Genomic DNA, 24,972 nt, shown 5'->3' with positions numbered 1-24,972 from the left:
TCGCACGACGGTAAAGGGAGCGGTAGTGGGCAAGGGAATGCGGCGCGGGCGGATATGGGGAGCGGTACTGGTCGTGGGCGCCCTGCTGGCGGGTGCCGGACTGTACTGGTTCGAGCCGTGGAAGCTCTGGCAGGACGACAAGGTGAACGAGGCGCTGCCGACCGCGTCGTCGGCTCCGACCTCCCCCGGCGCGGCGGCCGGCGCCGGGCCCCAGGTCCTCGCGCAGGGCACGCTGATCAGTCACGAGCACGCCACCACGGGCACGGTGAAGGTCCTGCGGCTCGCCGACGGGTCCCTGAACCTGCGGGTCGAGAACCTCGACACGAGCAACGGCCCGGACCTGCGCGTCTGGCTGACCGATGCCCCGGTGAAGGAGGGCGTGGCCGGCTGGCGGGTCTTCGACGACGGCAAGTACGTCAGCCTGGGCAAGCTGAAGGGCAACAAGGGCGACCAGAACTACGCGATCCCCGCGGACGTCAACCCGGCCGACTACACCAGTGTCACCATCTGGTGCGACCGCTTCGACGTCTCCTTCGGGGCGGCCCCCCTGACCCGCGCCTGACCATCGGGTGCCCGCGGCAGCCGGCACGCAGGACCGGGACGGGCGTGCAGGACCCGGGCGTGCAGGACCCGGGCGTGCAGGACCCGGGCGTGCAGGACCCGGTCAGCGCCGCGGGCCAGGTGGCCGTCACCGGGGGCCGAGTCAGCACTAGGTCAGCGCCGATGCCTTGAAGACCGCGCGGGCCGTCTCGCGGTCGATCAGGCTGCAGAACTGCCGCAGCGGCACCAGGCCTTCGCCCAGGGTCCCGCTGGACACGCTCGTGCCGATGTCCTCGCCGACCCGGTACCACAGCGGCGGATCGTCGGCGAAGACGCGCGGGTCGAGCTCGACGCTGCCGCCGTCCGTGTCCGTGAGGACGAGCCGCTGGGCGACGCCGTCGTGCCAGGCGACCGTCGCGAGCCGATCGGTACGGACCCGCCGGCTCCGGATCAGTCCGCGGGTGGTCAGCAGGCCGGGCGCGGCGCTGACCCGGGTCGGCCACAGGACCAGGAGCAGGAGCAGGCCCAACCAGATCCACACCACCGCGCGCCGCCAGCCGCTGTCGCCGGCCACCGCGTCGGCCGTCAGCAGCACCGCCGGCAGCAGCACCGCGAAGCCGACCGCGGCCCGTACCTCCCCGCCCCAGGCACGGTTCTGGAGCGCAGCCGGTTCAGACATGGGACGTCCCCTCCTCACTTCCTTGCTTCCTTCATTCGTCAACTAATTTCACACCCCACGCAACGGGGCGCGGAAGGGCAGATATGCCGTCTTGAGGCGTCCTGGCGGGGAAAGGACAAAGACTGACGCGTTTCTTACCGAACGGTTTGGCGAGCGTCAGAGGTGTGTATGAACACGGCCCGTCAGCGTCAAGGTCCCGTCAGGAGGAGGCGCGGACGACGCCCGGACGGGCATAGCTTCGATGCCGCGCCCGCCGCTTCGCATCGGCGTCCGGGCGCGTTCCGACCGTTCCACCACCGCGCCCCGGGGAGGGCCCCATGTGTCTGTTCCGCTATGAAGACGATCCCGAGCCCGAGGAACGGATCCCGGCCGGGCTGCTGTACGTGCCCGTCCGGCCGGGAAACTGCACGGAGGCGGTGATCCGGCTGTTCCGCACTCCGCTGGGCACGCGCACGGCCGTCGGCTTCACCAGCCCCGCCCGGCTGACCGACGTCCTCGGCGCGGGGCACCCGTACATCCGGCTGTCGGACGCCGCGCTGCGCCGGATGTGCGAGCCGCTCGGTGCCGGCCTGGTGACCGTCGACCCGGCCCTCTCGGCCCCGCCGGTCACCCCGGTCCCGGCCCGGGTTCCGGCCCGGGGCCCCGCCGGGGCACAGGACCCGGCCCAGGCGCCCGGTGCGGGCCGGCGCCCCGGCCCGCATCCCGTCCGGACCGTCTGAGCGGGGGCCGAACCATGACCACAGCCGTACTGTCCGACCCGACCGCCGGGGCCGACGAGCTGTCCGTGTGGCCCGCGTCCACGACACGCCTCCCGCACGGCGGCCTCGCCGTCGGCGGGGTCTCGCTGGCGGAGGTCGCCGACCGGTTCGACACGCCCGTCTACGTGCTGGACGAGGGCGAGGTGCGGGCCCGCTGCCGGACCTACCGCGACGCGTTCCCGGACGCCGATGTGCTGTACGCGGCCAAGGCGTTCCTTTCCCGGGCCATGGTGCACTGGGTCGCCGAGGAGGGCCTCGGACTCGACGTGTGCTCGGCGGGCGAGCTCGAACTCGCCGTCACCGCCGGGTTCCCCGCGGACCGCATCGTCCTGCACGGCAATGCCAAATCGCCGCGCGACATCGCGACGGCGCTCCGCCTCGGGGTGGGGCGGATCGTCATCGACAGCCCGTCGGAGATCGCACGGCTGGCCGCCGCCGTGGGCCCGGGCGGGCACCAGAAGGTGATGCTCCGCATCGTGCCCGGCATCTCGGCCGGCGCGCACGAGAAGATCCGTACGGGGACGGACGGGCAGAAGTTCGGGCTGTCGCTCACCGACGGCTCCGCGCAGCACGCCGTTCCCCGGATCCTCGGCCAGCCGCAGCTCGAACTGACCGGCCTGCACTGCCACATCGGCTCGCAGATCACCGACGTCAAGCCGTACGTGTCCGCCCTGCGCCGGATGGTGGGCCTGATGGCCCGGATCCGCGACGCGCACGGCATCGTCCTGCCCGAGCTCGACATGGGCGGCGGCCACGGCATCGCCTACCGCCCCGGGGAGCCCGCGCTCGACCTCACGGCCCTCGCCCGGCGGCTGCGCGCCGAGCTCACCACGAGCTGCGCGGCGGCCGGGTTGCCCGTCCCGCGGCTCGCCATCGAACCCGGCCGGGCGGTGGCCGGGCCGGCGGGGGTGGCGATGTACCGGGTCCTCGCGGTGAAGCGCACCGCCGGCCGGGTGTTCGTGGCCGTGGACGGCGGGATGAGCGACAACCCGCGGCCCGCCCTGTACGGGGTGCGCTACGCGCCCCGACTGATCGGCCGCCGCTCGGGCGCCGACCCGTGCACGGCGACCGTGGTCGGCCGGCACTGCGAGGCGGGCGACGTCCTCGCCGCGGAGGTGGAGCTGCCCGGCGACGTCCGCCCGGGCGACCTGCTCGCCGTTCCGGTGGCGGGGGCGTACCACCTGTCGATGGCCTCGGGCTACAACCTGGTCGGCCGGCCGCCGCTGGTCGCCGTCGACGGCGGTACGGCCCGCCTGCTGATCCGCCGCGAGACGCTGGACGACCTGCGCAGCAGGGAGCTCGGCGACTACCCCGGCCGCCGCCGCCCCCCGCTCGCCCGGGGCGGCTGACGGACGTGCGGGCCGGGCGCCGTCGGCGCGGTGCCCGCCCCGCACGGGCACGGGCACGGGCAGGGGCACGACCCGTGTCTAGTGGCCGAGCTCCAGGATCCGGCCCGTCTCCGCGCCCTCGATGCAGCGGACGTACGCCCGGGCCACCTCCTCCAGATCGACCGGCGCGAAGCCGGGGAAGTAGTCGCCGTACGCGTCGAGGGCTTCGGTGAACACGGTGGGGCTGACGGCGTTGACGCGCTGCGGGGCGATCTCCACCGCCGCCGCGCGGACGAAGGACTCGACGGCCCCGTTGGCCATGGAGGCGGCCGAGCCCGTCACGACGGGGCTGCGCGCCAGGACGCCGGTGATCAGGGTGAAGGAGCCGCGCGGCGCGATCCGGCCGATGCCCTGGCGGACCAGCTCCAGCTGGCTCTGCACCTTGCCGCGGAAGGCCGCGGTCCAGTCGTCCGGGGTCATGTCGGTGATCGGCTTGAACGGGACCGAGCCGGCGGCGCTCGCCACCGCGTCGAGCTGCCCGCCCGCGCCGGCCGCCTCGTACAGGGCGGTGATCTGCCCCGGCTCGGTGACGTCGAAGCGGAGGTCGCCGCTGGAGCGTCCCGCGGTCACCACCTCGTGGCCGCGGGCGGTCAGGGCCTGGTGCACTGCGGCGCCGAGCGTGCCGCCCGCGCCGATGAGAAGGATTCGCATGCCCTCGACGCTAGGCGAACCCACCGTGACCGGAGAAATACCTTCTGTGCGGCATTTATGCTTGCCGGTTGTGAATGTGGACGTGCGGCACCTGCGGACCTTGGCGGCGATCGGCGACGAGGGCACCATCACGGGCGCCGCGGCCGTCCTGCACGTCAGCCAGCCGGCCGTGTCCCGCACCCTCGACCAGTTGGAGCAGCGCCTGGGCACCCGCCTGGTCGAGCGCACGACGCGCAGCCTCTCCCTCACCCCGGCGGGCCGGCGCCTGTGGGAGCACGCCCACCGCATCCTCACGCAGCTCGACGACGCCCTCGCCGAGGCCGCCGCCGGCCCGGAGCCGCGCCCGCTGCGCATCGGCTTCGCCTGGGCCGCCCTCGGGGCGCACACCGTGGCGCTGCTGCGCGACTGGCGCCGCGACCACCCGGGCGCGCCGGTCCAGGTGCACCGGCTGCCCGACCCGGTGGCGGCCCTGCACCGGGGGGACGTCGACGCCGCGTTCGTCCGCACCCTGCCCGAGGGGGACGGGGCCGGCGGGCTGTCCGCGCTCGCGCTGTACAGCGAGCCGCGCGTGGCGGCCCTGTGCGAGGACGATCCACTGGCCGGCCGCGACCGGGTGGCCCTGGCCGAGCTGGTGGACCGGACCGTGGTCCTGTGCGCGACGGCCGCCACGACCAGCACCGCGCTGTGGCCGGAAGGCCGCCGGCCCGCGGCCACCCTGGAGGTCTCCAACGTCGACGAATGGCTCACCGCCATCGCGACGGGGGAAGCCGTCGGCGTCACCGCGGAGGCCACCCGGCACAGCCACCCGTTCCCGGGCGTCCGCTACCTGCCGCTCACCGGGATCGGCCCGGTGACCGTCCACTTCCTCGCCCCGACGGTACCGGCCCATCCGGCGACGGCGGCGTTCCGCCGTCACGCCCGGCGTGCACTGTCCCCCGCAGCGGTGGCCGCCGGCTCCGCGGCGTCCGCTGCCGCGGCCTGATCGCGTACGCTCGGCAGATGGCGAAGTACTTCGACGTACACCCGGACAACCCGCAGCACCGCACCATCAGCGGCGTCGCCGACAGCCTCCGCTCCGGCGCGCTCGTCGCGTATCCCACCGACTCCTGCTACGCCCTCGGCTGCCAGATGGGCAACCGCGACGGCCTCGCCCGGATCCGGTCCATCCGCCACCTCGACGACCGGCACCACTTCACGCTGGTGTGCCAGAACTTCGCGCAGTTGGGCCAGCTCGTCACCATCGGCAACGACGTGTTCCGCGCCATCAAGGCGGCCACGCCCGGTAGTTACACCTTCATCCTGCCGGCGACGCGGGAGGTGCCGCGCCAGCTCCTGCACCCCCGCAAGAAGACGGTCGGCGTCCGGATCCCCGACCACACCGTCACCCAGGCCCTCCTCGCCGAACTCGGCGAACCGCTCGTGTCGAGCACCCTGCTCCTGCCCGACGAGGGCGAACCCCTGACCCAGGGGTGGGAGATCAAGGAACGGCTCGACCACGTGGTGGACATCGTGGTCGACTCCGGCGACTGCGGCACCGAGCCGACGACGGTCGTCGACTTCTCCGGCGGAGCGGCCGAGATCGTCCGCGTGGGCGCGGGCGACACCACCCGGTTCGCATGACGTCCCCGCGCGCCTCCGCCGCCCCAGCTCAAGGGCCGCCCCCACCGTCCGGGCCGCGCCGGCAAGCCCGGCAAGCCCGGCAAGCCCGGCAAGCCCGGCAAGCCCGGCAAGCCCGGCCGGGCATGATCGACTTCCCGGCCGAGGTGCGATGCACACGGCGGGGGCTGCGCGCATCATGGAGGGTAAGGACGCTCCGCTCGCTCGGCGAAGGAGGGCGCGGATGAGTTCCCAGCGGTATGAGCTGGTGTTTTCCGAGGGCCCGGGCTCGGGGGAGGACACCGTGGTCGTGACGCCGACCGGCCTCGCGGGGCCGGGCGGGCACCCGGTCTACGAGGACGCGACCGGCATCGTACGGGCCGAGATCAGCGACCGGGGCGAGGTACGCGTGCTGGCCACGGGCGGCGGCCAGAACCCGGTCCGCGTGGTCCGGGTCCGGGCACTGCCCTGAGCTCCCGGGCGCCAGCGCCCTGATTCGGTCAACCTTCCTTTCCCATAGGGCACTTGAAAACCGTCCACGCCGGGTACGCTCTGGCCCGTGGGACGGTCGGGGGGACGCGGGCACGGACACCGAGGGGCGCTGCGCGCCGGCTGCTGCCTGGCCGCGGGCCTGCTCGTCCTCGCCGGATGCACCTCGGGCGGGGCGCCGCGCGGCAGCGCGGGCGGTTCGGCCCGCCCCTCCCCCACGGACACGCCCTCCTCGCCGTCCACCGCGGGCACCGGTACCACCGGCGCGGGCGGGAGCCCGGCCCCGCTCGTCCCCGAGCTGGACGAGCAGCAGCAGCCGCGGGACCGGGCCGAGGCGCGGGCGCTCCTGGACCGCATCGTCATCGACCGGGACGTCTTCGGGCCGGACGTGCGGCGCAGCACCCCCTTCGAGAGCGATCCCGGCAGCTGGCCGGTGCTCGGCCAGGACTGCGTGTGGCGGACCGCAGGCCTGCCGCCCGACGTCCTGGCCACCAGCACCCGCCAGTTCCACATCCCGGCCGCCGACGGCCACGGCCGGGTCAGGATCCACGCCACCGTGACCGTCCACCGCACCCGCGAGGAGTCCGGCTGGGAGACCGCCCACGCCATGGAGGAGGTCCTGCGCTGCCCGAACCAGGTACTGCGCGCAGGTGAGCAGCTGACGGGCCTGTGGGGCGCCTCCCTCTACCTGGGCGAGCAGCTGAACGGCTGGTCCGAGGACGCCTTCAGCGAGTCCGGCCAATGGGTCGGCAACGACAGCGGAGGCCCCCAGCCGTACCGCTGGTCCCAGGGGCAGTTCGGGCCCGTCACGGTGGCCGTCGCCGGCAGGGGCGCCACCGGATTCACCGAGGAGGCCCTCGTCGCGCTCATCGTGCAGGGCACCGGCCGGATGATGTACCGGGCCGGGGAGGCCCTCGGGAAGGTGGCCCGCTGATGGAGCGGCTGCACCCCTCGGACCCGTCCCGGATCGCCGGCCACCGTCTCCTCGGGCGGCTCGGCGCGGGCGGCATGGGGGTCGTCTACCTCGGCCGCACCGCCGACGGGGCGCTCGCCGCGGTCAAGGTGATCCGCGCCGAGTACGCCGACGAGGCGGACTTCCGGGCCCGGTTCCGCCGCGAGGCCGCCATCGCCGCCCGGGTGGACAGCCCCTGGGCGGTGCGCGTCACCGGAGCCGACCCGGACGCGGCCGAGCCCTGGCTGGCCACCTCCTTCGTGCCCGGTCCCTCGCTCGCCGAGGCCGTCACCGCCCACGGCCCGCTGCCGCTGCGCGCCGTACGGATCCTCGGCAAGGCCCTGGCCAGGGCGCTCGACGTGATGCACGGGCAGGGCCTGGTGCACCGGGACGTCAAGCCCGCGAACGTGCTCCTCGGCATGGACGGACCCCGGCTCATCGACTTCGGCATCGCGCGCGGCGGCGAGCACACCGCGTTGACCTCCACCGACGTCGTCCTCGGCACCCCCGGCTTCCTCTCCCCCGAGCAGGCGCGCGGCCGGGCCGCCGAGCCGGCGGGCGACGTGTTCTCCCTCGGCTGCCTGCTGGCGTACGCGGCCACGGGCCGGCTGCCGTTCGGTACGGGGGCCGTGGACGCGGTGCTGTACCGGACGGTGCACGACGAGCCGGAGCTCGGGCCGGAGGTCCTCGCGGACCCCGAGCTCACCGGGCTGCTGCGCACCGCCCTCGCCAAGCACCCCGACCTCCGCCCCACCGCCCGGGAGCTGGACGAGGCGCTGACCGAGGACGATCCGGGCGCGGGCACCGGCTGGCTGCCCGACCCGGTCGTCGCCGCGATCGCCGAGCGGGCCGCCGGGCTGCTCGCCCTGCCCGGGATCGAGGAGACGGTCGCCGACCCGGCCGCCGAGCCCACGGTCACCGCCACGACGGGGGCCGGGAGCGGGTCCGGGGGCCGCGCGGTGTCGCGGCGGCGGATGCTCCGCCTCGCCTCCGCCGGGGCGGTGGTCGCGGCGGGCGGCGGCGTGGTGGCCGCCCTCGCGTCGCGCTGGGGGAAGGGGACCCCGGCGGCGCCGGCCGGGCGGAAGTGGGCGATCGGGGTGCACGCGGACCTCACCGGGCCGCAGCGCGTCATCGGCAAGGCCCAGCTGCACGGGGTGGAGTTGGCCGTCGCTGCGTTCAACTCCCGCTCGGACAGGCCCTTCACGGTCACCGTCCGGTCCGTCGACGACGCGGGGGACCCCGCTCGCTCCCCCCGCGCGGCCGCCGAACTCGTCGGCGACCCCGATGTGTTCGCCGTGGTCGGCCCCACCGGGAACGCCTCCGTCGCCCCCTGCCTGGAGGTGTACGGGGAAGCCGCGCTCCCCCTGCTGACCGTGTCCGCGCTCGGGACCACCTTCGGGGTCGCCGACCGGCGCAGTTTCTTCCAGACCTCCGCGCTCTCCCTCGGCCAGGGCCATGCCGTCGCCCTCCAGCTGGCACACGCCCAGGGTGCCCGGCGGATCGGGCTGGTGTGCGACCGCGCCGGTGACGCGGAGGGCTGGCAGGCGGTGCTCCAGGTGAGCCGGGCCCTGCCCTTCATCGCTGCGCAGGCCGTGCCGTACGCGCGCGTCCTCCCCCGGGAGTCCGGGCACGACCTACCGGTGGTGCTGGCCGACCTGCTCGCCCAAGGGGTCGACGCGGTGTTCTGCACCGGCACCCCGGCCCGTACCGCGCAGGCCGCCCAGTGGCTGGACACCGCCGGGTTCAAGGGGCCGCGCATCGCCGACTACACGGTCGTGGGCGAGGAGTTCCTGTCCGCGGCCGGGCCCGCCGCCGAGGGCTGGCAGGTCCTCGCCCCGTACACCGGACCGGATGCGCCCCCGGTCCTGGAGCACATCCGGTCGAAGCACCGGGACGGGACCTCCTTCGAGCCCTGGACGGCCGAGGCCTACGACACGGCGGGGCTGGTCCTGGACCGGCTGGTGACGGCCGCCCGGTCGGGCGGCGGCCGGCCCACCCGCGCCGGACTGCTGAGCGCACTCGGCCGGGGGACCTACCGCGGCGTGGTGAAGGAGTACGCCTTCGACGAACGGCAGCAGGTGAAGGGCAACCCGTACTTCCACCACCTGGTCCAGCGGCGCGGTCTCCGCTACCAGGGGCCCGCCCCGCAGCTCCCCGCGGGGTAGCGGCCGGTGCGCCCCCTCACCCCCGCCGATCCGGCCTCGGTCGGCGGGCACCGGCTGCTGGGACGACTCGGTTCGGGCGGCATGGGCACCGTGTACCTGGGCCGGTCCCCGGCGGGCACGCTGCTCGCGGTGAAGGTGATCCGCGCCGACCATGCCGCGGACCCGGCGTTCCGGGCCCGGTTCCGCCGCGAGGCGGAGGCGGCCGCGCGGCTGTCGGGGCGGTGGGTGGTGCCGGTGGTGGCCGCCGACCCGGAGGCCCGCGAGCCGTGGCTGGCCACCCCGTTCGTGCCCGGCCCGTCGCTGTCGGAGGCGGTCGCGGGGTACGGGTCGCTGCCGGCCGGCAGCGTGCGGACGCTGGGGGTGCGGCTGGCGGAGGCGCTGGAGCAGGTGCACGGGGCGGGGCTGGTCCACCGCGACGTCAAACCGGGGAACATCCTCCTCGCGCCGGACGGGCCGCGGCTGATCGACTTCGGGATCGCGCGGGCGGCCGGGGCGACCACCCTGACGGCGGCCGGCTCCGTCGTCGGCACCCCCGGCTACCTGCCCCCGGAACAGGCCCGTACGGGCGGGCCGGCGCCGGGTCCGGCGGGTGACGTGTTCTCCCTCGGCTGCGTGCTCGTGTACGCGGCGACCGGCCACGGCCCGTTCGGCGGCGGTCACCCGGCCGCGGTGGTGTTCCGCACGGTGCACGACCCGCCCGACCTGGCCGGGGTGCCGGCGGAGCTGCTGGAGCCGCTGTCCGCCTGCCTGGCCAAGGAGCCCGCGGACCGGCCCTCCACGGCGCGGCTGCGGACCCTGCTCGGGGGCGGCCCGGACGACCGCGGCCCGGACGGCGGGGCGGACTGGCTGCCCGCGCCGCTGCCGCGGCTGATCGCCGAACGCTCCACGCGGGCCCTGGAGCTGCCCGTCCCGGAGCCCACCCGGCTCGACGGCCCCGGAGGGAACGGCCCCGGAGAGAACGGCTCCGCGGCGGACCCGGCGGACGGGCGCGCCGGCCCGGCCCGCGGGTTCCTCACCCGGCGGCGGCTGCTCGCGGCCGGCGGGGCCCTGGTGGCGGTCGGTACGCCGCTGGCCTGGCTGGCCGCCCGCGACCCGGGCGGGCGCGGCGCACCGCCCGCGACGTCCGGCAGCGCAGCGGCCGTCTTCACCATCGGCCTGCAGGCCGACCTGACCGGGCCGGGCAAGGCGGTGGGGCAGGCGTACGAGCGGGGGGTGCGGCTGGCGGTGGAGGCGCACAACGCGCGCGCGGGCAGCCCGTTCCGGCTGGCGGTGCGCACCGCCGACGACGGCGGTGACCCCGCGCGTGCCGCCCAGGGCGCCGGGCAGCTGATCGCCGACGCGTCCGTGGTCGCGTTGATCGGGCCCGCCACGGAAGCGGCCGTGCCCGAGGTGGCCGCCGCCTGCGCCACCGCGGACCTCGCCCTGCTGCTGGTGTCCGTCCACAGCGGGCAGGCCGACCCGACGCGGTGGCGGACGCTGTGCGACACACGCGCCGACGCCGACGGCATCGGCCTGCCGGTGCTGCACTACCTGTCCCGGCTCCGGCCGGTCACCCGCACCGGCGTGGTGGAGGACGGCGCAGCCGACGGCGGCAGCGGAAGCGGAAGCCGAAGCGGGGACTGGCAGCTGACCCGCGTCCTGCGGCAGACCCCGCCGTCCAAGGGGTCGGCCAGCGTCCACCGCATCCCCGCGGGCAGCGCCGACTTCGCGGGGGCGGTGAGCGCCCTGGTCGGGGCCGACGCCCAGGCGGCCGTGTTCACCGGCTCCTCGCCCGAGCGTGCGGGGCGGTTCGCCCGGGCCCTGGCCGACGCCGGGTTCCCGGGGCCGCGGCTGGCCACCGGGGAGGTGATGGAGCCGGCGTTCCTGGCGGCGGCCGGCGCGGCCGCGGAGGGCTGGCTGTTCAGCACCTATTTCGCCGACCCGGCCGAGGTGCCCGCGGCCGCCGGGTTCGTCTCCGCGCACCGGGCCGCCCACGGGGGTCCGCCGGCGCGGTGGGCCACCGAGGCGTACGACGCGGTGGGGCTGGTGGCCGCCGCGCTGGGCGCCCTGGAGGGCGAGGGGCGGGACCGGCCGGGGCTGTCCCGCCGGATCTTCCGCACCGCCCACCAGGGGCTGGCCAAGCCGCTGGCCTTCGACGCCACCACGCACCGGCTGTCCGGGCAGCGCGTCGCCCACCTCCACCAGGTCCGGTCGGGCGCCTTCCGGTACCTCGGGCTGTACCAGGACGTGACCTCGGTGCCATGACCTCGGTGCCGTGACCTCGGTGCCGTGAGCGCAGTGCCGTGAGCACGCCGACCGCGGGCAGCGGATGCGGCACGTGCACGGCCCCGGCCGCTGGACGTTGCTCCGCGCGAGTGCTCTTGAGCACCCGTTCGGCCGCACGAACCGAGTGCATGATCATCATTTCGGCCCGCACTCGATTTCATGCTGCCATCCGGTCATGGGCGATCTGGGAGGCCGCGTCCCGATGTCATCGACGCACCGCGCACCGCGCACACCACAGGCAACACGTAAACCACGTCCACCGGACGCGCAACAGCTGCGGCAGGGGCGGCACCCCTGGCGGAACGCTTCGTGGAGCGTGGTGGCCGCGGTGACCGGCAGCGCGTTCCTCGTCGCCATGGTGCCCGGCAGCGTGCCCCGTGCGGACGGCAAGGGGCAGGGCCCCGGCAGCACGGACGCCTCGGTGACGCTGCTGGTCGGACGGGCCCTCCAAGTCGGCGGCCGCGCCGCGCGCTGCGGCGCCGGGTCGGCCGGCGACCGGCCGTGCACCGGCTGGCGGCAGGAACGGGTCCGGGCCACCGCCCACGGGGCCGCAGCGGTGCTGCGGAACGCCGCCGACCGGGACGCGGACGCCGAGGCGCGGAGGGCCGTCCCGCTCACGGACGCGCGCGGCCCGCTGAAGATCGGGCTGGCCGGCCCGGGGCGGATCGTCGACGTCACCGTGCAGGACGGGCACGGGCGCCACGTGGGCGGGGGCCTCGACCCGAAGGGCCGGCACTGGGCCAACACCGGGTCGCTACGGGCGGGCGAGCAGTACACGGTCCGTGTGGGGGCCCAGGACGGGGCGGGGACCCCGGTCGGGGTGACCATGGCGTTCCGGACCGCGCCGCCCTCGGACGGGGACCGGATCACGGCGGAGTTGGGGCCGGATCCGGGGACGTACGGGGCGGGGCAGATCGTGACGGCCGCGCTGAGCCACCCGGTTCCCGGCACCGACCGGGGGGCCCGCATCCGGGTCGAGCGCGCGCTCGAGGTGACCTCGGAGCCGGCGGTCGAGGGCTCCTGGTACTGGGTGGACGAATCGACCCTCCACTACCGGCCGCGTACGTACTGGCCGGCGCACGCCACGGTGCGCGTGCGCAGCGGGCTCGACGGGGTCGAGGTCGCGGACCACGGCATCGGCGGCCCTTCGGAGTCCGTGGAGTTCACCGTCGGGGACCGGATCGAGGCCGTGACCGACGCCGCCGCCCACGAGATGACCGTACGGCGCAACGGACGGGTCCTGCGGACGATCCCGGTCACCACGGGGAAGGCGGGGTTCCTGACCCGCAGCGGCATCAAGGTCGTCCTGGGCAAGGAGGAGAAGGTCCGCATGCGGGGGGACACGGTCGGCATCCAGCGCGGCACGAAGGAGTTCTACGACCTGCCCGTCTTCTGGGCGACGCGGGTGACGTGGAGCGGGGAGTACGTACACGCGGCGCCCTGGTCGGTGGACGCCCACGGCGAGGAGAACGTCAGCCACGGCTGTACGGGCATGAGCACCGCCAACGCGGCGTGGTTCTTCAAGACCGTCCGGGTGGGGGACGTCGTCGAGGTGGTGAACAGCGGCGGGGAGCCGATGGCCCCGTTCGCCAACGGCTTCGGCGACTGGAACCTCGACTGGTCGGCCTGGCTGAAGGGCAGTGCCCTGGCCCCGGTCCCCGGGCAGGCCCCCGCGGCGGCGCCGTCGGCGCACTCGTCCGCGGTGTCCGGCCGCACCCCTTCCCGGCTGCACCCGATGACCTGACCGCCGGTGCGGTGGCCGGGTCGCGCTGCCGTACCCGGCCCGCGCGACGCGAGCCGGGTACGGCTACCGGCTACCGGCTACGTGCGTGGGGCGGGGCAGGTCTGCCAGGCGAGGTGGTAGAGCGTGCTCACGCTGGCGTCCGTGGAGTCCATCGTCATGAAGCTGGTGGCGGCCTGCGGGTTCGACGTCCCCGCATTCACCCGCAGTTCGGTGTTGATGTTGAAATTGCGCTTTTCACCGCAGGGGGCCCAGACGAGGTCCGCGTACTCGGTCCGGTCGGTCGTCTGCCAGTTGTCGTTCAGCGGCCCGTTGAACTGATGGGTGCGCGAGGTCGTCTGGGGCATTCCCTGGAAGTAGTAGTTCGCCCGTTCCTGCCCCCATGCTCCAGGCTGGAGGAATGCGAATCCGCGGTAGTCCGCCTGGACGATCGCATAGGTGAATCCCGAAGGAACGTGGACCCGGAGATTGAGCTGGCAGTTCCTCCGGAATGCGGTCGGTGGCGCACCGGGCCCGACCTGCGCGAGGTAGTCACTGTAGGTGACCGTGAAGGCGGTGTTGTCGGGGGCCACGGCCACCTGGGCGGTGCCCTCGCGGCAGCCCGAGCCGTTCACCGTGGCGAGCTCGATCACGATCTTGTCGGGGGGTGCGGTGATCTGGGGGGTGTGGCCTGCGGCTCCGGCCGGTGTCGCCGTCGCGATCAGCGCGGCCGCGGCGGCCCCGGTGAGAAGGGTGCGGGACAGGGAATGGGACATCGTTGTCGCTCCTGACCGTGTGTTCGGTGTTCCTGTGCGCGCCCTGTCAGACCCTGGAGCATTCCTTCCAGGCGAAGTGGTAGACGGTGCTGACGCTGCCGTCCGTGGAGTCCATGCTCATGAAGCTCAGGGCCTGCGGGTTCGAGGCGCCCGGATAGACCCGCAGCTCGGTGTTGACGTTGAGGTTGCGCTCCTCTCCGCACGGGGCCCAGACCAGGTCGGCGTACTCGGTCCGGTCGCTCGCCTGCCAGCTGTCGCTGTACGGGCCGTTGAACTGGTGCACGGTGCGGGCCGTTTGCGCCATGCCCTGGAAGTAGTAGTTGGCGCGCTCCTGGCCGTACGCCCCGCGCTGGAGGTGCGCGAAACCGCGGTAGTCGGCGCGGGCGATGGCGTACGTGAAGCCCTGCGGCACGTGGATCTGGAGGGCGAGCTGGCAGTTCTTGCGGAATTCGGTCCCGCCGGCGCCGCCGCCCGTCTGTGCGAGGTAGTCGCTGTACGTGACGGTGAACGAGGTGTTGTCGGAAGCCGCGGCCACGCTCGCGGTCCCCTGCGGGCAACCCGATCCGTTGACGCCCACGACGTCGACGGTGATTCTCCCGGGCGGTGTGGTCTCGCTTTCCGCATGGGCGGGCACGGCCAGTGCGGACAACGCCGCCACCGCCGCGGCGACGGTGAGCCTGCGGAGCGCCATTCGATTCCCCATTCATCCGGAGCCGGTTTCGAATTTGGGCATGCACATGCCACCACGGGGGCCGCGGGCTGGGAAGGCTGCGATACGGCCAACCGGACCGGGCAACGGGCCCTGGCCGAATTCCGCCCGCCCCGGGAACGGGCGGACGGCGGCGGCGGACCCCGGAGTTCCGAGTCCGGTGAGGTCAGGAGGGGAGCAGGCGCCGGAAGGCCTCGGCGTCGCGGACCGCCGCTCCGCCCGGGTCGTTGTTGAAGTAGGCGAACACCTCCGCCTCGCGCGGCCAGGCATCGGCGATCCTGCCGGCCCACGAGCGCAGGGCGGTCGTGCCGTAGCGCGGCCACCGCTGGGCCCGGCCCTCGTGGAAGCGCAGGTAGCCCCAGTCGGCGGTGCGCCACAGCGGGGTCACCGGACGCGAACCGCGGTCGGCCCAGCACAGCGCCGCGCCGCGCGCCATGAGGACGGCCCGCACGTCCGGATTCCACCAGGAGTCGTGCCGGGGTTCCACGGCCACCCGGGTTCCGGGCGGGAAGCAGGCGAGGCAGGCGTCCAGGGCCCGCGGGTCGGCGCGCAGGGTGGGCGGCAGCTGGAGCAGGACCGGGCCCAGCCGGTCACCGAGGGCTTCGGCATGCGCCATGAGCCGCCGGACCGGTTCCGCCGGCTCGCGCAGGCGCTTGACGTGGGTCAGGAAACGACTGGCCTTCACGGCGAAGACGAAGCCGTCCGGGGTGCGCTCGCGCCAGTCCGCGAAGGTGTGCGGGGCGGGCAGCCGGTAGAAGGCGTTGTTGCTCTCCACCGTCCCGAAGTGGGCGGCGTACTCCTCCAGCCAGAGCCGCTGCGGCCGGTCGGCGGGATAGAGGACCCCCGACCAGTCCCGGTACTGCCATCCGGAGGTTCCGACGAGCACGGGCATGGTGCCGATGATGACCGGCCGCGGACCGCTGCGCATCCGCCGCGGATCCGGGGTGTGCCGCGGCCGGAACGGGGCAGGCGCCCGTCATGACGCTGCGGCATCCGGCGAAGCGCATCCACGAGGGCCGGGCGGGACACTTCGAAAAGCTGGCCGAGCTGGCCTCCAACTTCACGAGCTCGGCCCTCTTCTCGGCGCTCTGCCTGGCCCTGGTCGGCGCCTTCGTCGCCGTTCACCTGGCGGGCCTGCCCGTCGCGTGGCAGCACCTCGTCGGCGACGCCATGGGCGCGGTGTCCCTGCTGCTGCTGGCCCTGCTGAAGAACTCCGAGCGGCGCGCCGAGCACGCCATCCAGCGCAAGCTCGATGCGATCGCCTCGGCCCTGCTGGAGGAACAGGAGGGCCGCAAGGGCGACGCGGAGGAGGACCTGGAGTCCGCCATCCGGATGGAGGAGCGCTACTAGGGCGGCTGCGCGTCCACCGCTCGGCCCGGACCGGGAACGGGCCCGCCCCCGGTTGGCGCCGAGGTGGTCGAGCCGCCGGTCAAGTGGTCGTGGTGAACGCGCGCAGATGCTCGCGAATGAAGTCGTGGAGCGTCCTGGCGGGGCGGCCGAGGACGGTCTCGAGGGTGTCGTTGGGTGCTTCCGGGCGGGCCAGGGCCAGTTGCTGGATCTCCACCACGTGGTCGGCGAGCCAGGGTGGCATGCCTGCGGTCGACACCAGATGGCGGTGGAACTCGTTCGGCGGCAGGTCGATGTAGCGGACCGGACGGCCCACCAGCTCCCCGAGCAGACGGACGAGTTCGGGGTGGCTGAATGCCTGCGGGCCGGTCAGGGTGTACGTGGCGCCGGCAAGGTCGGGGCGGAGGAGGGTTTCGGCGGCCACGTCGGCGATGTCCCGGACGTCGACGTAGTTGCAGGGGGCGTCGCGCATCGCCCCGATGAGCACGCCATCGGCGACCGCCGGCGCGTTCAGGAGCAGCTTCTGCATGAAGGCGTACGGTCGGAGCAGCGTAGCCGTCATGCCGGTTGCCGCCAGGTGTTCCTCGACCCGCCGGTGCCCACGCGAGACGGCTACCGGTGAGGCCGGCTCGGCTGCCGGGGCGGAGAGTTTGACCACGTGCCGTACCCCGCACGCGACCGCGGCGTCCACGACGTTGGTCTCGAGCTCGACTTGACGAGGGCTGTTGGCCATGGCGAGGAACAACTGTGTGGATCCTTCCAGGGCGTCGCGGAGTGTGCGGGGGTCCGCGGCGTCCGCGCCGGCGATCTCGACCGGCGTTCCCGCGCCGGTGGTGGCGCGCAGGGCCTCGGGGGTGCGGGTGACGGCGCGGCAGGGGATGCCGAGCCCGGTGAGCCGCCGGAGCAGCGCGCCGCCGGTGGCACCGGTTGCGCCCATGATGGTGATCACGGTGTGCCTTTCACGGTTGTGGGGCTGGAAACAGGGCTGAGGAGGGTCGGGGTCACGTCTGCTGCCGTGGTGCCGCGCCGTGCCACCGCCAGGTGACGATGGCGGCGGCCAGAGCGGCTGACAACGGCAGATCGATCCGCAAGCGCTCCAGCCATCGGGCGTCGGGCACCGGTGTGTGCGACGGCAGCCAGTCGGATGCGCACCACCCGCCCACGGCCGCGACTGCGGCCGCCGCACCGGCGAGCCCGAGGGTGAGCGCCAGTCGCGGCGCCGAGGTCGTCCACTGGCGGGGCCGGCCATGGCGGTGCAGCCACGCGCCGACGACGCAGGCAACCAGGGCGGACGTGGCCCCGATGGAGGTGGGAGCGGCCCTGGTCAGTTCGGGCTGGCCGCTGAGGACGCCGCCGAGCCCTGCGGTGATCGCCGGGGCCACGTAGGCGACCGCGACTTCCTTCCACAGGGTGAACGAGCGCGTGGCGGGTCCGGGTGCGGAGGTTCCATGGACAGGGCTCACGCGACTCCTCTGATGATTAGGTAGCTAACTATTTGGATATTGATTAGGGAGCTAACTATCGGGGCATGAAGGGAACGTCGCCCGGCCAAGACCGGGCGACCGTTCGCGCGATGCGATGGAACTACTCGTCGGCCAGCGCGCCGATCCGCCGAGTGATCCGCCCCAGGAGGTCCAGGAACAGCCCTCGCTCGTCGACACTCAGCCCGTCGACCAGCGCCTCGAGTCGCGAGAAGTGGTCCGCCGCCATGTCGCGCAGCCGCTGGGCGCCGCGTGCGGTGAGCACCACCACCGCACCCCGACCATCCTCCGCGGAGGCACGGCGAGCCACCAGGCCCTCCCGCTCAAGCCCGCTGACCAGGCCGGTCACGGTTGCACGCGAGACGCCGAGGCTCCTCGCGAGCCCCGACGGCGACTTCTCTCCGCCGCCGTCCTCGAGGTCCACCAGCAGGCGGTAGCGCCCGGTCGACAGCCCGGAACGCGAGAAGTGCACTTCCGAAGCCCGGTCCAGGCGCGCCCCGGCCGCCATCAGTCGCACCGCGACGAGCACCGCCTGCGGGTCGGCGTCAAGCCCGTACCGCTCGATCTGCTTCCGTGCCTGATCGAGCGTGGGTGTGGCACCGGGCATGGCGTCCTCGTCCTTCATGAAAAGTAATATGGCAGCTAACTAGTAGGTGGTCAAGATGCCGCCATCTACGCACCTCGGGCTCCTCCCCGGGCAGGCGGCCGCACGGACGCCGGCCCTCACCGCGCCTAACCCGCCCGGCCCAACGGCCGCACCGGAGCGGCGCTCGGGCAGGGCGGGGAGCGCCGCGCCGCGTTAGGCTCGGACGAGGTGCAGGAGAGGGATGGTGCTCATGTGTCGCTGGCTCGCCTACTCCGGGTCGCCGATGCTCCTCGACGCGGTCCTCTACCAGCCGGAGCACTCGCTGATCAATCAGAGTCTCCACGCGAAAATGGGGGTCGAGACCACCAACGGCGACGGCTTCGGCATCGGCTGGTACAGCACGGACGGGAACGGCACGCCGGCGATCTTCCGCGACATCGGTCCGGCCTGGAGCAACCGCAACCTGCGTGAGCTGGCCTCCCACATCCGCTCGCAGCTGTTCTTCGCCCACGTCCGCGCCTCCACCGGTTCGGCCATCCAGCAGACCAACTGCCATCCGTTCCGGCACGGCCGCTGGATGTGGATGCACAACGGGGCCATCACCGACTTCGCCCGCCTCCAGCGCGACCTGTGCATGGCCGTGGACCCGGCCCTGTTCCCGTGCATCGAGGGCTCCACGGACTCCGAGGTGATGTTCTACCTGGCCGTCACGTACGGCCTCGACCAGGACGTGCCCGGTGCGGTCGGCCGGATGGCGGGGCTCGTGGAACGGCTGGGCAAGGAGCACGGCGTGGCGGACCCGCTCCAGATGACGGTCGCCGTCAGCGACGGGCAGCGGGTGTGGGCGTTCCGCTACTCCAGCCAGGGCAGGTCCCGCTCGCTGTTCTACAGCAGCCGCGCCGAGACCGTGCGTCAGCTGTACCCGGAACTGCCCTTCCTGCGGGAGGTCTCGGACGCCACCCGGCTGGTGGTCTCCGAGCCGCTGGGCGACCTGCCGGGGGTGTGGAACGAGCTCCCCGAGGCGAGCTACGTCGTCGTACCGCTGGAGGGTCCCGCGGACTACCTGCCGTTCATTCCCGAGCTGCCCTGAACCCGCGCCGCGCCCGCCCTCGGGCCTGCTCCCCGAGGCGGATGCTGCGCGGCCCGGAGGCCGAGGCGCGGGTCAGCAGGTCCGGGTCAGCAGATCCGGGGCAGCTGCTCCCCGATCGGCAGGTCCACCACGCGGGTGCCGCCGAGGCCGGTGCGGGCGACGACCATGCCGGGATGCGCCTCGACGGCCTCGCCGACGACCGCTGCGTGCCGGCCCAGTGGGTGGGCGCGCATCGCGTCGAGGACCGCCTCGGCGTGCTCGCGCGGCACGAAGGCGACCAGCTTGCCCTCGTTGGCGACGTAGAGCGGGTCCAGGCCGAGGATGGCGCAGGCGTTGGCCACGGGGTCCGGGACCGGTACCCGACGCTCGTTCAGCACGACTCCGGTGCCCGAGGCGGCGGCGATCTCGTTCAGGGCCGCGGCCAGGCCGCCGCGCGTGGGGTCGCGCAGCACGTGCAGGTCGGGCGTGACCGCGAGCATGGCCTGCACGAGCCCGCCCAGCGGCGCGCAGTCGCTGACCGTCTCCACGTCGAAGCCGAGGTTCTCGCGGACGCTCATGATGGCCACCCCGTGGAGGCCGATCTCCCCGCTGACGATGACCACGTCGCCCGGAACGACCCGCTGCGGGCGCAGGTCCACCCCCTCCGGGATCAGCCCGATGCCCGCCGTGTTGACGTAGATGCCGTCGCCGTGGCCCGCCTCCACGACCTTGGTGTCGCCGGTCGCCACCTCCACGCCCGCGGCCCGCGCGGCCGCGCCGAGCGCCTCGGCCACCCGGGCCACGACGGACAGCTCGACGCCCTCCTCCAGGATGAAGGCACAGGACAGGTAGGCGGCGCGGGCGCCGCTCATGGCGAGGTCGTTGACCGTGCCGTTGACCGCGAGGTCGCCGATGCTGCCGCCGGGGAAGAACAGCGGCCGGACCACGTACGAGTCGGTGGAGAAGGCCAGTCGGGCGCCGCCCAGCGTGAGGGCGGCGCTGTCGCCGAGGCCGGCCAGCAGCCCGCCGCCGTAGGCGGGGGCGAAGACGTGCCGGACCAGCTCGGCGGAGAGCGCGCCGCCCCCGCCGTGGCCCATGACCACCCGGGGGTGGTCGCGCAGGGGGGCCGGGCAGGTCCAGTCGGCGAGGTCGAGGACGGTGTCAGACAACGGGGGTCGCCTCCAGCGGTGCGGTCCGGCGCGCCGGGGTGAGGTCGAGGCGCCGGTAGAGGTAGTACGCGGCGCAGGCGCCCTCGCTGGAGACCATCGTGGCGCCGAGCGGGGTGCGCGGGGTACAGGTGGTGCCGAACGCCTCGCACTGGTGCGGCTTGATCAGCCCTTGGAGGACCTCGCCGCTGCGGCACTCGGCGGGTTCCTCCGTGGTGATGCCGGTGACGGAGAAGCGGTGCTCGGCGTCGTACTCCCGGTACCGCTCGGACAGCCTCCAGCCGCTGCCCGGGATGACGCCGATGCCGCGCCAGGACCGGTCGGTGACCTCGAAGACGTCCTCCAGCATGGCGAGGGCGGCCGGATTGCCCTCGGGGCGGACGGCCCGCGCGTACGCGTTGTCGACGGTGTGCTCGCCCCGTTCGAGTTGGCGCACGGCCCGGCGTACGCCTTCGAGGATGTCGAGCGGCTCGAAGCCGGTGACGACGATGGGGACCCGGTGGCGGGCGGCGAGCTCCGGGTACTCCGCCGTGCCCATCACGCTGCACACGTGGCCGGCGGCGAGGAAGGCCTGCACCCGGCAACGGGGCGAATTCATGATCGCCTCGATGGCCGGGGGCACCCGGACGTGGGAGACCAGCAGGCTGAAGTTGGGGATGCCGAGCTTCTTCGCCTGGTGCACCGTCATGGCGTTCGGCGGGGCGGTGGTCTCGAAGCCGATGCCGAAGAACACCACCTCGCGGTCCGGGTTCTGTCGGGCGATCCGCAGCGCGTCGAGCGGGGAGTAGACGACGCGTACGTCGCCGCCCTCGCCGCGCACCTGGAAGAGGTCGCGGTCGGTGCCGGGGACGCGCAGCATGTCGCCGAACGAGCAGAAGACCACCTCGGGGCGGGAGGCGATCTCCAGGGCCTTGTCGATGACCTCCAGCGGGGTCACGCACACGGGGCAGCCCGGCCCGTGGATCAGCTCGACCTGCTCGGGCAGGAGCTGGTCGATGCCGTGCCGGATGATGGTGTGGGTCTGGCCGCCGCAGACTTCCATGAGCGCCCAGGGGCGGGTCGCGGTGGCGCGGATGTCGTCGAGGATCCGGCGGGCCAGCGCGGGATCCTGGAATTCGTCGATGTACTTCACGACTGCCGCGCCTCCCGCGCTGTGTCCCCGGCCGGTGCCGGGTCGAAGGGCCGGTCCTGTCCGGCGCCCGCTTCCGCCGCCGCCCGCTCCCAGGGGTCGCCGAACTCCTCCTGGAGCATGCCGAGTTCCGCGAAGAGGTCGAGGGTCTGCCGGGCCGATTCCTCGTCGAGGCGCTGGAGGGCGAACCCGACGTGGACGATGGCGTACTCACCGACCTGGAGGTCGGGCAGGTACTCCAGGCACACCTCCTTGACCACTCCGCCGAAGTCGACGGTCGCCATCCGGGTGCCGTCCTTCTCCCCGATGTCAAGCACTCTGCCGGGTACCGCCAGGCACATGTCCCTCTCCTTGGTGTGGGTGGTGCGGGGCGCAGGCCGCCACCATGAGCTGGCCGAGGGCCAGTCCGCCGTCGTTCGGCGGGATGCGGTGGTGGCGCAGGACGGTGAAGCCGCGCTCGTGCAGCTGGCGGGTACAGGCCGACGAGAGCACGGTGTTGGCGAAGACGCCGCCGGTGAGGGCGACGGTGTCGAGACCGTGCCGCTCGCGCGCGAGGGCGGCGAGGCCGACGACGAGGGCGGCGACCGCGCTGTGGAAGCGGGCCGCGATCACGGGTGCCGGGGTGCCGGCGCGCAGGTCGGCGACGACGGCGGCCAGGACGGGGGCCGGGTCGGCGACGACGGCCGGTGTCCCGGGCGCGGTCCCGGGAGCCGTCGGCCGGCCGGAGGGCTGCGGGTGGCGCAGGCCGAAGGCGTAGCCGGGGCCGGGATCGGCCGGTGCTGCGGCGAGGGCGGCGGACTCCAGCTCGATCGCGGCCTGGGCTTCGTACCCGGCGCGGTGGCAGACGCCGGCCAGGGAGGAGACGGCGTCGAAGAGCCGGCCCATGCTCGACGTGGGCGTGCAGTGCAGGCCGGATTCCAGCTGGCGTTCGAGGACGCGGAGTTCCTCGGGCGGGCAGGCTGCGGTGCACGGCAGGTCCGGCGACCGGGGCAGTCCCGCGGCCCGCAGGTGGGACAGGGCCATCCGGTAGGGCCGCTGCACTGCGGCGTCGCCGCCCGGCAGCGGGACCGGGGCGAGGTGGGCGAAGCGGTGGTGGCCGGCGTAGTCGGCGAGCAGGACCTCGCCGCCCCACACCGTGCCGTCGTCTCCGTAGCCGGTGCCGTCGAAGGCGACGCCGATGACGCGGTCGGTGCCGTCGAGGCCGTGTTCGGCCATGGCGGAGGCGATGTGCGCGTGGTGGTGCTGGACCGCGGTCAGGGGGCGGGTACCGGCGGCGCGCCGGGCCCAGGCGCCGGAGCGGTAGCCGGGGTGACGGTCGGCGGCGAGCCGGGTGGGCCGGACGCCGGTGATCGCCTCCAGTTGCCGTTCGGCACGTTCGAAGGCCTGCTGGGTGGCGAGATCGTCCATGTCGCCGATGTGCGCGGACAGCCAGGCCTTGCGGCCCTCGCCGAGGCAGAAGGCGTTCTTCAGGTCTCCCCCGGCCGCGAGCACGGGCGGTACGGGCAGCGGCAGCTCCAGCGGCAGGGGCGCGTACCCGCGGGCCCGGCGCAGGGTGAGGAGCTCGCCGTCGCAGACGCGCACCACGGAGTCGTCGCAGGGGACGTGGATGGGGCGGTCGTGGGTGAGCCAGGCGTCGGCGAGGCCGCCGAGGCGCTCCAGGGCCTCGGTGTCGTCGGTGACGATGGGCTCGCCGGACAGGTTGCCGCTGGTCATGACGAGCAGGCGGGGGCCCGGCGGGTCCCCGGGCAGGCCGAGCAGCAGGTGATGGACGGGCGTGTACGCAAGCATGACGCCGAGGTCGGGGCAGCGCGGGGCGACGGCGTCGGCGACCGCGCCGGGACCGGAGCCCGTTCCGGGGCGGCGGCGCAGCAGGACGACGGGGCGTACGGGGCCGGTCAGCAGGCCGCGTTCGGCCGGGGCGAGCCGTACGAGGTGCTCGATGTCGGAGGGGTCGCGGGCCATCAGGGCGAACGGCTTGTCCCCGCGGGCCTTGCGGCGGCGCAGCTCGGCGACGGCGGCGGGGTTCGCGGCGTCGCAGGCGAGGTGGTAGCCGCCGAGCCCCTTGACCGCGAGGATGGACCCGGCGGCGAGCAGGCGGCGGGCCGCGGCGACGGGGTCGGTCCCGGCGGTCTCGCGCGGGGGCGGCCCTTCCAGGAGGCGCAGCCGGGGTCCGCAGGCGGGGCAGGCCACGGGCTGGGCGTGGAAGCGCCGGTCGGCGGGGTCGGCGTACTCGCGGGCGCAGTCGGGGCACATGGGGAAGCGGGCCATGGTGGTGTGGTCCCGGTCGTACGGCAGCCCGGTGACGATGGTGAAGCGGGGCCCGCAGTGGGTGCAGGTGATGAACGGGTGCCGGTGGCGCCGGTCGGCGGGGTCCGCGAGCTCCGCGAGGCAGTCGGCGCAGGTGGCGGTGTCCGGGGAGACGAGGGTGCGTACGGGGCCGCCCGTGCGGGAGGCGGTGATGGTGAATCCGCGGCCGCCGGCGACGGGGACCTCGTGGTGGTCGACGGTGTGGACGACGGCGAGCGGCGGGGCGTCGGCGGCGAGGTGCTCGCAGAACGCCGAGACGGCGGCGGGGGCGCCCTCGACCTCGGCGACGACGCCCTCGGGGGTGTTGGTGACGTGCCCGGTGAGGCCGAGTCCGGTCGCGCGGGTGTACACGTACGGCCGGAAGCCCACGCCCTGGACCACCCCGCGCACGACGATCCGGCGGCGCTGCACGGCCTCCATCAGCGGGTCGGAGCCGGAGCCGGAGCCGCGGCGGAGGGGTGTGCGTGGTCGGCGGGGCCGTCGTGGTGATGGTGGTGATGGTGTGCGGGCTGCTGCCCGGCCATGACCGGCACGTGCAGGGGCGCGCCGTCGCCGGCGGCGAGCGCCCGGTCCAGCACGGCGCCGGCGCCCTCCCCGGTGCGGGCGGAGGTGAGGAGGACCTCGACCCCGGGGTTGACCTGCTGGACGTTCGCGCGGAAGGCGGCCTCGTCGAACTCGACGGCTCCCGCGATGTCCGTCTTGGTGACGACGACGAGCTGGGCGAGCCCGAAGGCCGTCGGGTACTTCAGCGGCTTGTCCTCGCCCTCGGTGACCGAGGCCAGCACGATGCGCAGGGACTCCCCGAGGTCGTAGGAGGCGGGGCAGACGAGGTTGCCGACGTTCTCCACGAACAGCAGCCGGGTGTCCGCGGGCAGCCAGCCGTCCAGGTGGTGGGCGAGCATCCCGGCCTCCAGGTGGCACAGCCCGTCGGTGAGGACCTGCTTGACGGGGACGCGTGAGCGCGCCAGCCGGGTGGCGTCGTTCTCGGTGGCCAGGTCGGCGGTGAGGGCGGCGACCGGTACGCCGCGCTCGCGGGCGAGGCCGAGTTCGCGTTCCAGGAGGGCGGTCTTCCCGCTGCCGGGGCTGGACAGCAGGTTGACGACGGTGGTGCCGCGGGCGGCGAGTCCGGCGCGCAGGGCCTGCGCGGCGGAGTCGTTCTTGGCGAGGACCGCCTGCTTCAGGTCGACCACACGGCACAT

At 74.3% G+C, this 24,972-nt stretch carries 25 protein-coding genes; 12 read left to right on the top strand and 13 right to left on the bottom strand.

Annotation, left to right across the window (positions count from 1 at the left end):
• The first annotated feature begins 37 nt into the window (after nt 1-37).
• Nucleotides 38-562, top strand: coding sequence for a DM13 domain-containing protein (locus tag ACFVGY_RS07595; RefSeq protein WP_385672858.1), 525 nt, complete (start codon nt 38-40; stop codon nt 560-562).
• 147 nt (nt 563-709) lie between these two features.
• Here ACFVGY_RS07595 and ACFVGY_RS07590 read toward each other — a convergent pair whose 3' ends face one another.
• Nucleotides 710-1,219, bottom strand: coding sequence for a hypothetical protein (locus tag ACFVGY_RS07590; protein WP_385672554.1), 510 nt, complete (start codon nt 1,217-1,219; stop codon nt 710-712).
• Between the two features lie 317 nt (nt 1,220-1,536).
• Between ACFVGY_RS07590 and ACFVGY_RS07585 the strand changes: the two genes are divergently transcribed.
• Together ACFVGY_RS07585 and lysA are read left to right on the top strand one after the other, a co-directional pair.
• Nucleotides 1,537-1,938 (top strand): SAV_915 family protein, encoded by a 402-nt coding sequence (locus tag ACFVGY_RS07585; RefSeq protein ID WP_385672552.1) that lies wholly within the window; start codon nt 1,537-1,539, stop codon nt 1,936-1,938.
• 14 nt (nt 1,939-1,952) lie between these two features.
• On the top strand, nt 1,953-3,326 hold the full coding sequence (gene lysA, locus ACFVGY_RS07580) for a diaminopimelate decarboxylase (protein WP_385672549.1): 1,374 nt from the start codon (nt 1,953-1,955) through the stop codon (nt 3,324-3,326).
• 78 nt (nt 3,327-3,404) lie between these two features.
• Here lysA and ACFVGY_RS07575 read toward each other — a convergent pair whose 3' ends face one another.
• Nucleotides 3,405-4,016: a short chain dehydrogenase gene (locus tag ACFVGY_RS07575; protein WP_385672546.1), complete on the bottom strand. Its 612-nt coding sequence runs from the start codon at nt 4,014-4,016 to the stop codon at nt 3,405-3,407.
• 70 nt (nt 4,017-4,086) lie between these two features.
• Here ACFVGY_RS07575 and ACFVGY_RS07570 point away from each other — a divergent pair, with 70 nt between their 5' ends.
• The 7 genes from ACFVGY_RS07570 to ACFVGY_RS07540 all read left to right on the top strand — a co-directional run bounded on the left by ACFVGY_RS07570 (nt 4,087) and on the right by ACFVGY_RS07540 (nt 13,227).
• Nucleotides 4,087-4,998, top strand: coding sequence for a LysR family transcriptional regulator (locus tag ACFVGY_RS07570; protein WP_385672543.1), 912 nt, complete (start codon nt 4,087-4,089; stop codon nt 4,996-4,998).
• 17 nt (nt 4,999-5,015) lie between these two features.
• On the top strand, nt 5,016-5,636 hold the full coding sequence (locus ACFVGY_RS07565; RefSeq protein WP_385672540.1) for an L-threonylcarbamoyladenylate synthase: 621 nt from the start codon (nt 5,016-5,018) through the stop codon (nt 5,634-5,636).
• A gap of 220 nt (nt 5,637-5,856) precedes the next feature.
• The gene (locus ACFVGY_RS07560; RefSeq protein ID WP_385672537.1) at nt 5,857-6,084 is read left to right on the top strand and encodes a DUF6296 family protein; all 228 of its coding nucleotides are present in this window, start codon (nt 5,857-5,859) and stop codon (nt 6,082-6,084) included.
• An 87-nt stretch (nt 6,085-6,171) separates the two neighbouring features.
• On the top strand, nt 6,172-7,035 hold the full coding sequence (locus tag ACFVGY_RS07555; RefSeq protein ID WP_385672534.1) for a hypothetical protein: 864 nt from the start codon (nt 6,172-6,174) through the stop codon (nt 7,033-7,035).
• Complete coding sequence (locus ACFVGY_RS07550) at nt 7,035-9,218, top strand: bifunctional serine/threonine-protein kinase/ABC transporter substrate-binding protein (protein WP_385672531.1); 2,184 nt, start codon at nt 7,035-7,037, stop codon at nt 9,216-9,218. Before ACFVGY_RS07555 ends, ACFVGY_RS07550 begins: the two co-directional genes overlap by 1 nt.
• Before the next feature lie 6 nt (nt 9,219-9,224).
• Nucleotides 9,225-11,462, top strand: a complete 2,238-nt coding sequence (locus ACFVGY_RS07545) for a bifunctional serine/threonine-protein kinase/ABC transporter substrate-binding protein (protein ID WP_385672528.1) — start codon at nt 9,225-9,227, stop codon at nt 11,460-11,462.
• 349 nt (nt 11,463-11,811) lie between these two features.
• A complete protein-coding gene (locus ACFVGY_RS07540; protein WP_385672526.1) occupies nt 11,812-13,227 on the top strand; it encodes an Ig-like domain-containing protein in 1,416 nt (471 codons plus the stop codon).
• 77 nt (nt 13,228-13,304) lie between these two features.
• Here the strand turns inward: ACFVGY_RS07540 and ACFVGY_RS07535 are convergent, their stop codons facing one another.
• The 3 genes from ACFVGY_RS07535 to ACFVGY_RS07525 all read right to left on the bottom strand — a co-directional run bounded on the left by ACFVGY_RS07535 (nt 13,305) and on the right by ACFVGY_RS07525 (nt 15,580).
• Nucleotides 13,305-13,979, bottom strand: coding sequence for a DUF4360 domain-containing protein (locus ACFVGY_RS07535; protein WP_385672523.1), 675 nt, complete (start codon nt 13,977-13,979; stop codon nt 13,305-13,307).
• Between the two features lie 46 nt (nt 13,980-14,025).
• On the bottom strand, nt 14,026-14,670 hold the full coding sequence (locus ACFVGY_RS07530) for a DUF4360 domain-containing protein (protein ID WP_385672520.1): 645 nt from the start codon (nt 14,668-14,670) through the stop codon (nt 14,026-14,028).
• A gap of 184 nt (nt 14,671-14,854) precedes the next feature.
• Nucleotides 14,855-15,580: a DUF72 domain-containing protein gene (locus ACFVGY_RS07525; protein WP_385672518.1), complete on the bottom strand. Its 726-nt coding sequence runs from the start codon at nt 15,578-15,580 to the stop codon at nt 14,855-14,857.
• An 86-nt stretch (nt 15,581-15,666) separates the two neighbouring features.
• On the opposite strand from ACFVGY_RS07525, the gene ACFVGY_RS07520 reads away from it, so the two are divergent.
• The gene (locus ACFVGY_RS07520; RefSeq protein ID WP_385672515.1) at nt 15,667-16,038 is read left to right on the top strand and encodes a hypothetical protein; all 372 of its coding nucleotides are present in this window, start codon (nt 15,667-15,669) and stop codon (nt 16,036-16,038) included.
• Nucleotides 16,039-16,117: 79 nt separating this feature from the next.
• Here the strand turns inward: ACFVGY_RS07520 and ACFVGY_RS07515 are convergent, their stop codons facing one another.
• The 3 genes from ACFVGY_RS07515 to ACFVGY_RS07505 form a co-directional block, all read right to left on the bottom strand.
• A complete protein-coding gene (locus tag ACFVGY_RS07515; RefSeq protein ID WP_385672512.1) occupies nt 16,118-16,972 on the bottom strand; it encodes an NmrA family NAD(P)-binding protein in 855 nt (284 codons plus the stop codon).
• Between the two features lie 64 nt (nt 16,973-17,036).
• On the bottom strand, nt 17,037-17,498 hold the full coding sequence (locus ACFVGY_RS07510) for a hypothetical protein (protein WP_385672509.1): 462 nt from the start codon (nt 17,496-17,498) through the stop codon (nt 17,037-17,039).
• A 121-nt stretch (nt 17,499-17,619) separates the two neighbouring features.
• Entirely contained in the window at nt 17,620-18,141 is a 522-nt protein-coding gene (locus ACFVGY_RS07505; protein ID WP_385672506.1) for a MarR family winged helix-turn-helix transcriptional regulator, read from the bottom strand.
• 211 nt (nt 18,142-18,352) lie between these two features.
• Here ACFVGY_RS07505 and ACFVGY_RS07500 point away from each other — a divergent pair, with 211 nt between their 5' ends.
• Complete coding sequence (locus ACFVGY_RS07500; RefSeq protein ID WP_385672855.1) at nt 18,353-19,192, top strand: class II glutamine amidotransferase; 840 nt, start codon at nt 18,353-18,355, stop codon at nt 19,190-19,192.
• 86 nt (nt 19,193-19,278) lie between these two features.
• Here ACFVGY_RS07500 and hypE read toward each other — a convergent pair whose 3' ends face one another.
• Genes hypE through hypB form a run of 5 tightly spaced genes read right to left on the bottom strand, consistent with a single transcriptional unit; the run spans nt 19,279 to nt 24,972 of the window.
• Nucleotides 19,279-20,340: a hydrogenase expression/formation protein HypE gene (hypE, locus tag ACFVGY_RS07495; RefSeq protein ID WP_385672503.1), complete on the bottom strand. Its 1,062-nt coding sequence runs from the start codon at nt 20,338-20,340 to the stop codon at nt 19,279-19,281.
• Nucleotides 20,333-21,469: a hydrogenase formation protein HypD gene (hypD, locus tag ACFVGY_RS07490; RefSeq protein ID WP_385672501.1), complete on the bottom strand. Its 1,137-nt coding sequence runs from the start codon at nt 21,467-21,469 to the stop codon at nt 20,333-20,335. Before hypD ends, hypE begins: the two co-directional genes overlap by 8 nt.
• Entirely contained in the window at nt 21,466-21,807 is a 342-nt protein-coding gene (locus ACFVGY_RS07485) for a HypC/HybG/HupF family hydrogenase formation chaperone (RefSeq protein ID WP_385672498.1), read from the bottom strand. The genes hypD and ACFVGY_RS07485 overlap by 4 nt, the downstream gene beginning before the upstream one ends.
• Nucleotides 21,776-24,193: a carbamoyltransferase HypF gene (gene hypF, locus ACFVGY_RS07480; RefSeq protein WP_385672496.1), complete on the bottom strand. Its 2,418-nt coding sequence runs from the start codon at nt 24,191-24,193 to the stop codon at nt 21,776-21,778. Before hypF ends, ACFVGY_RS07485 begins: the two co-directional genes overlap by 32 nt.
• On the bottom strand, nt 24,193-24,972 hold the full coding sequence (hypB, locus tag ACFVGY_RS07475; protein WP_385672493.1) for a hydrogenase nickel incorporation protein HypB: 780 nt from the start codon (nt 24,970-24,972) through the stop codon (nt 24,193-24,195). The genes hypF and hypB overlap by 1 nt, the downstream gene beginning before the upstream one ends.

Origin of the sequence: Streptomyces sp. NPDC127106 (assembly GCF_042677605.1) — a bacterium.
Classification (GTDB): domain Bacteria; phylum Actinomycetota; class Actinomycetes; order Streptomycetales; family Streptomycetaceae; genus Streptomyces.
The sequence above is the reverse complement of the archived record's forward strand: the minus strand, read 5'-3'. Positions and strand labels throughout refer to the sequence as shown.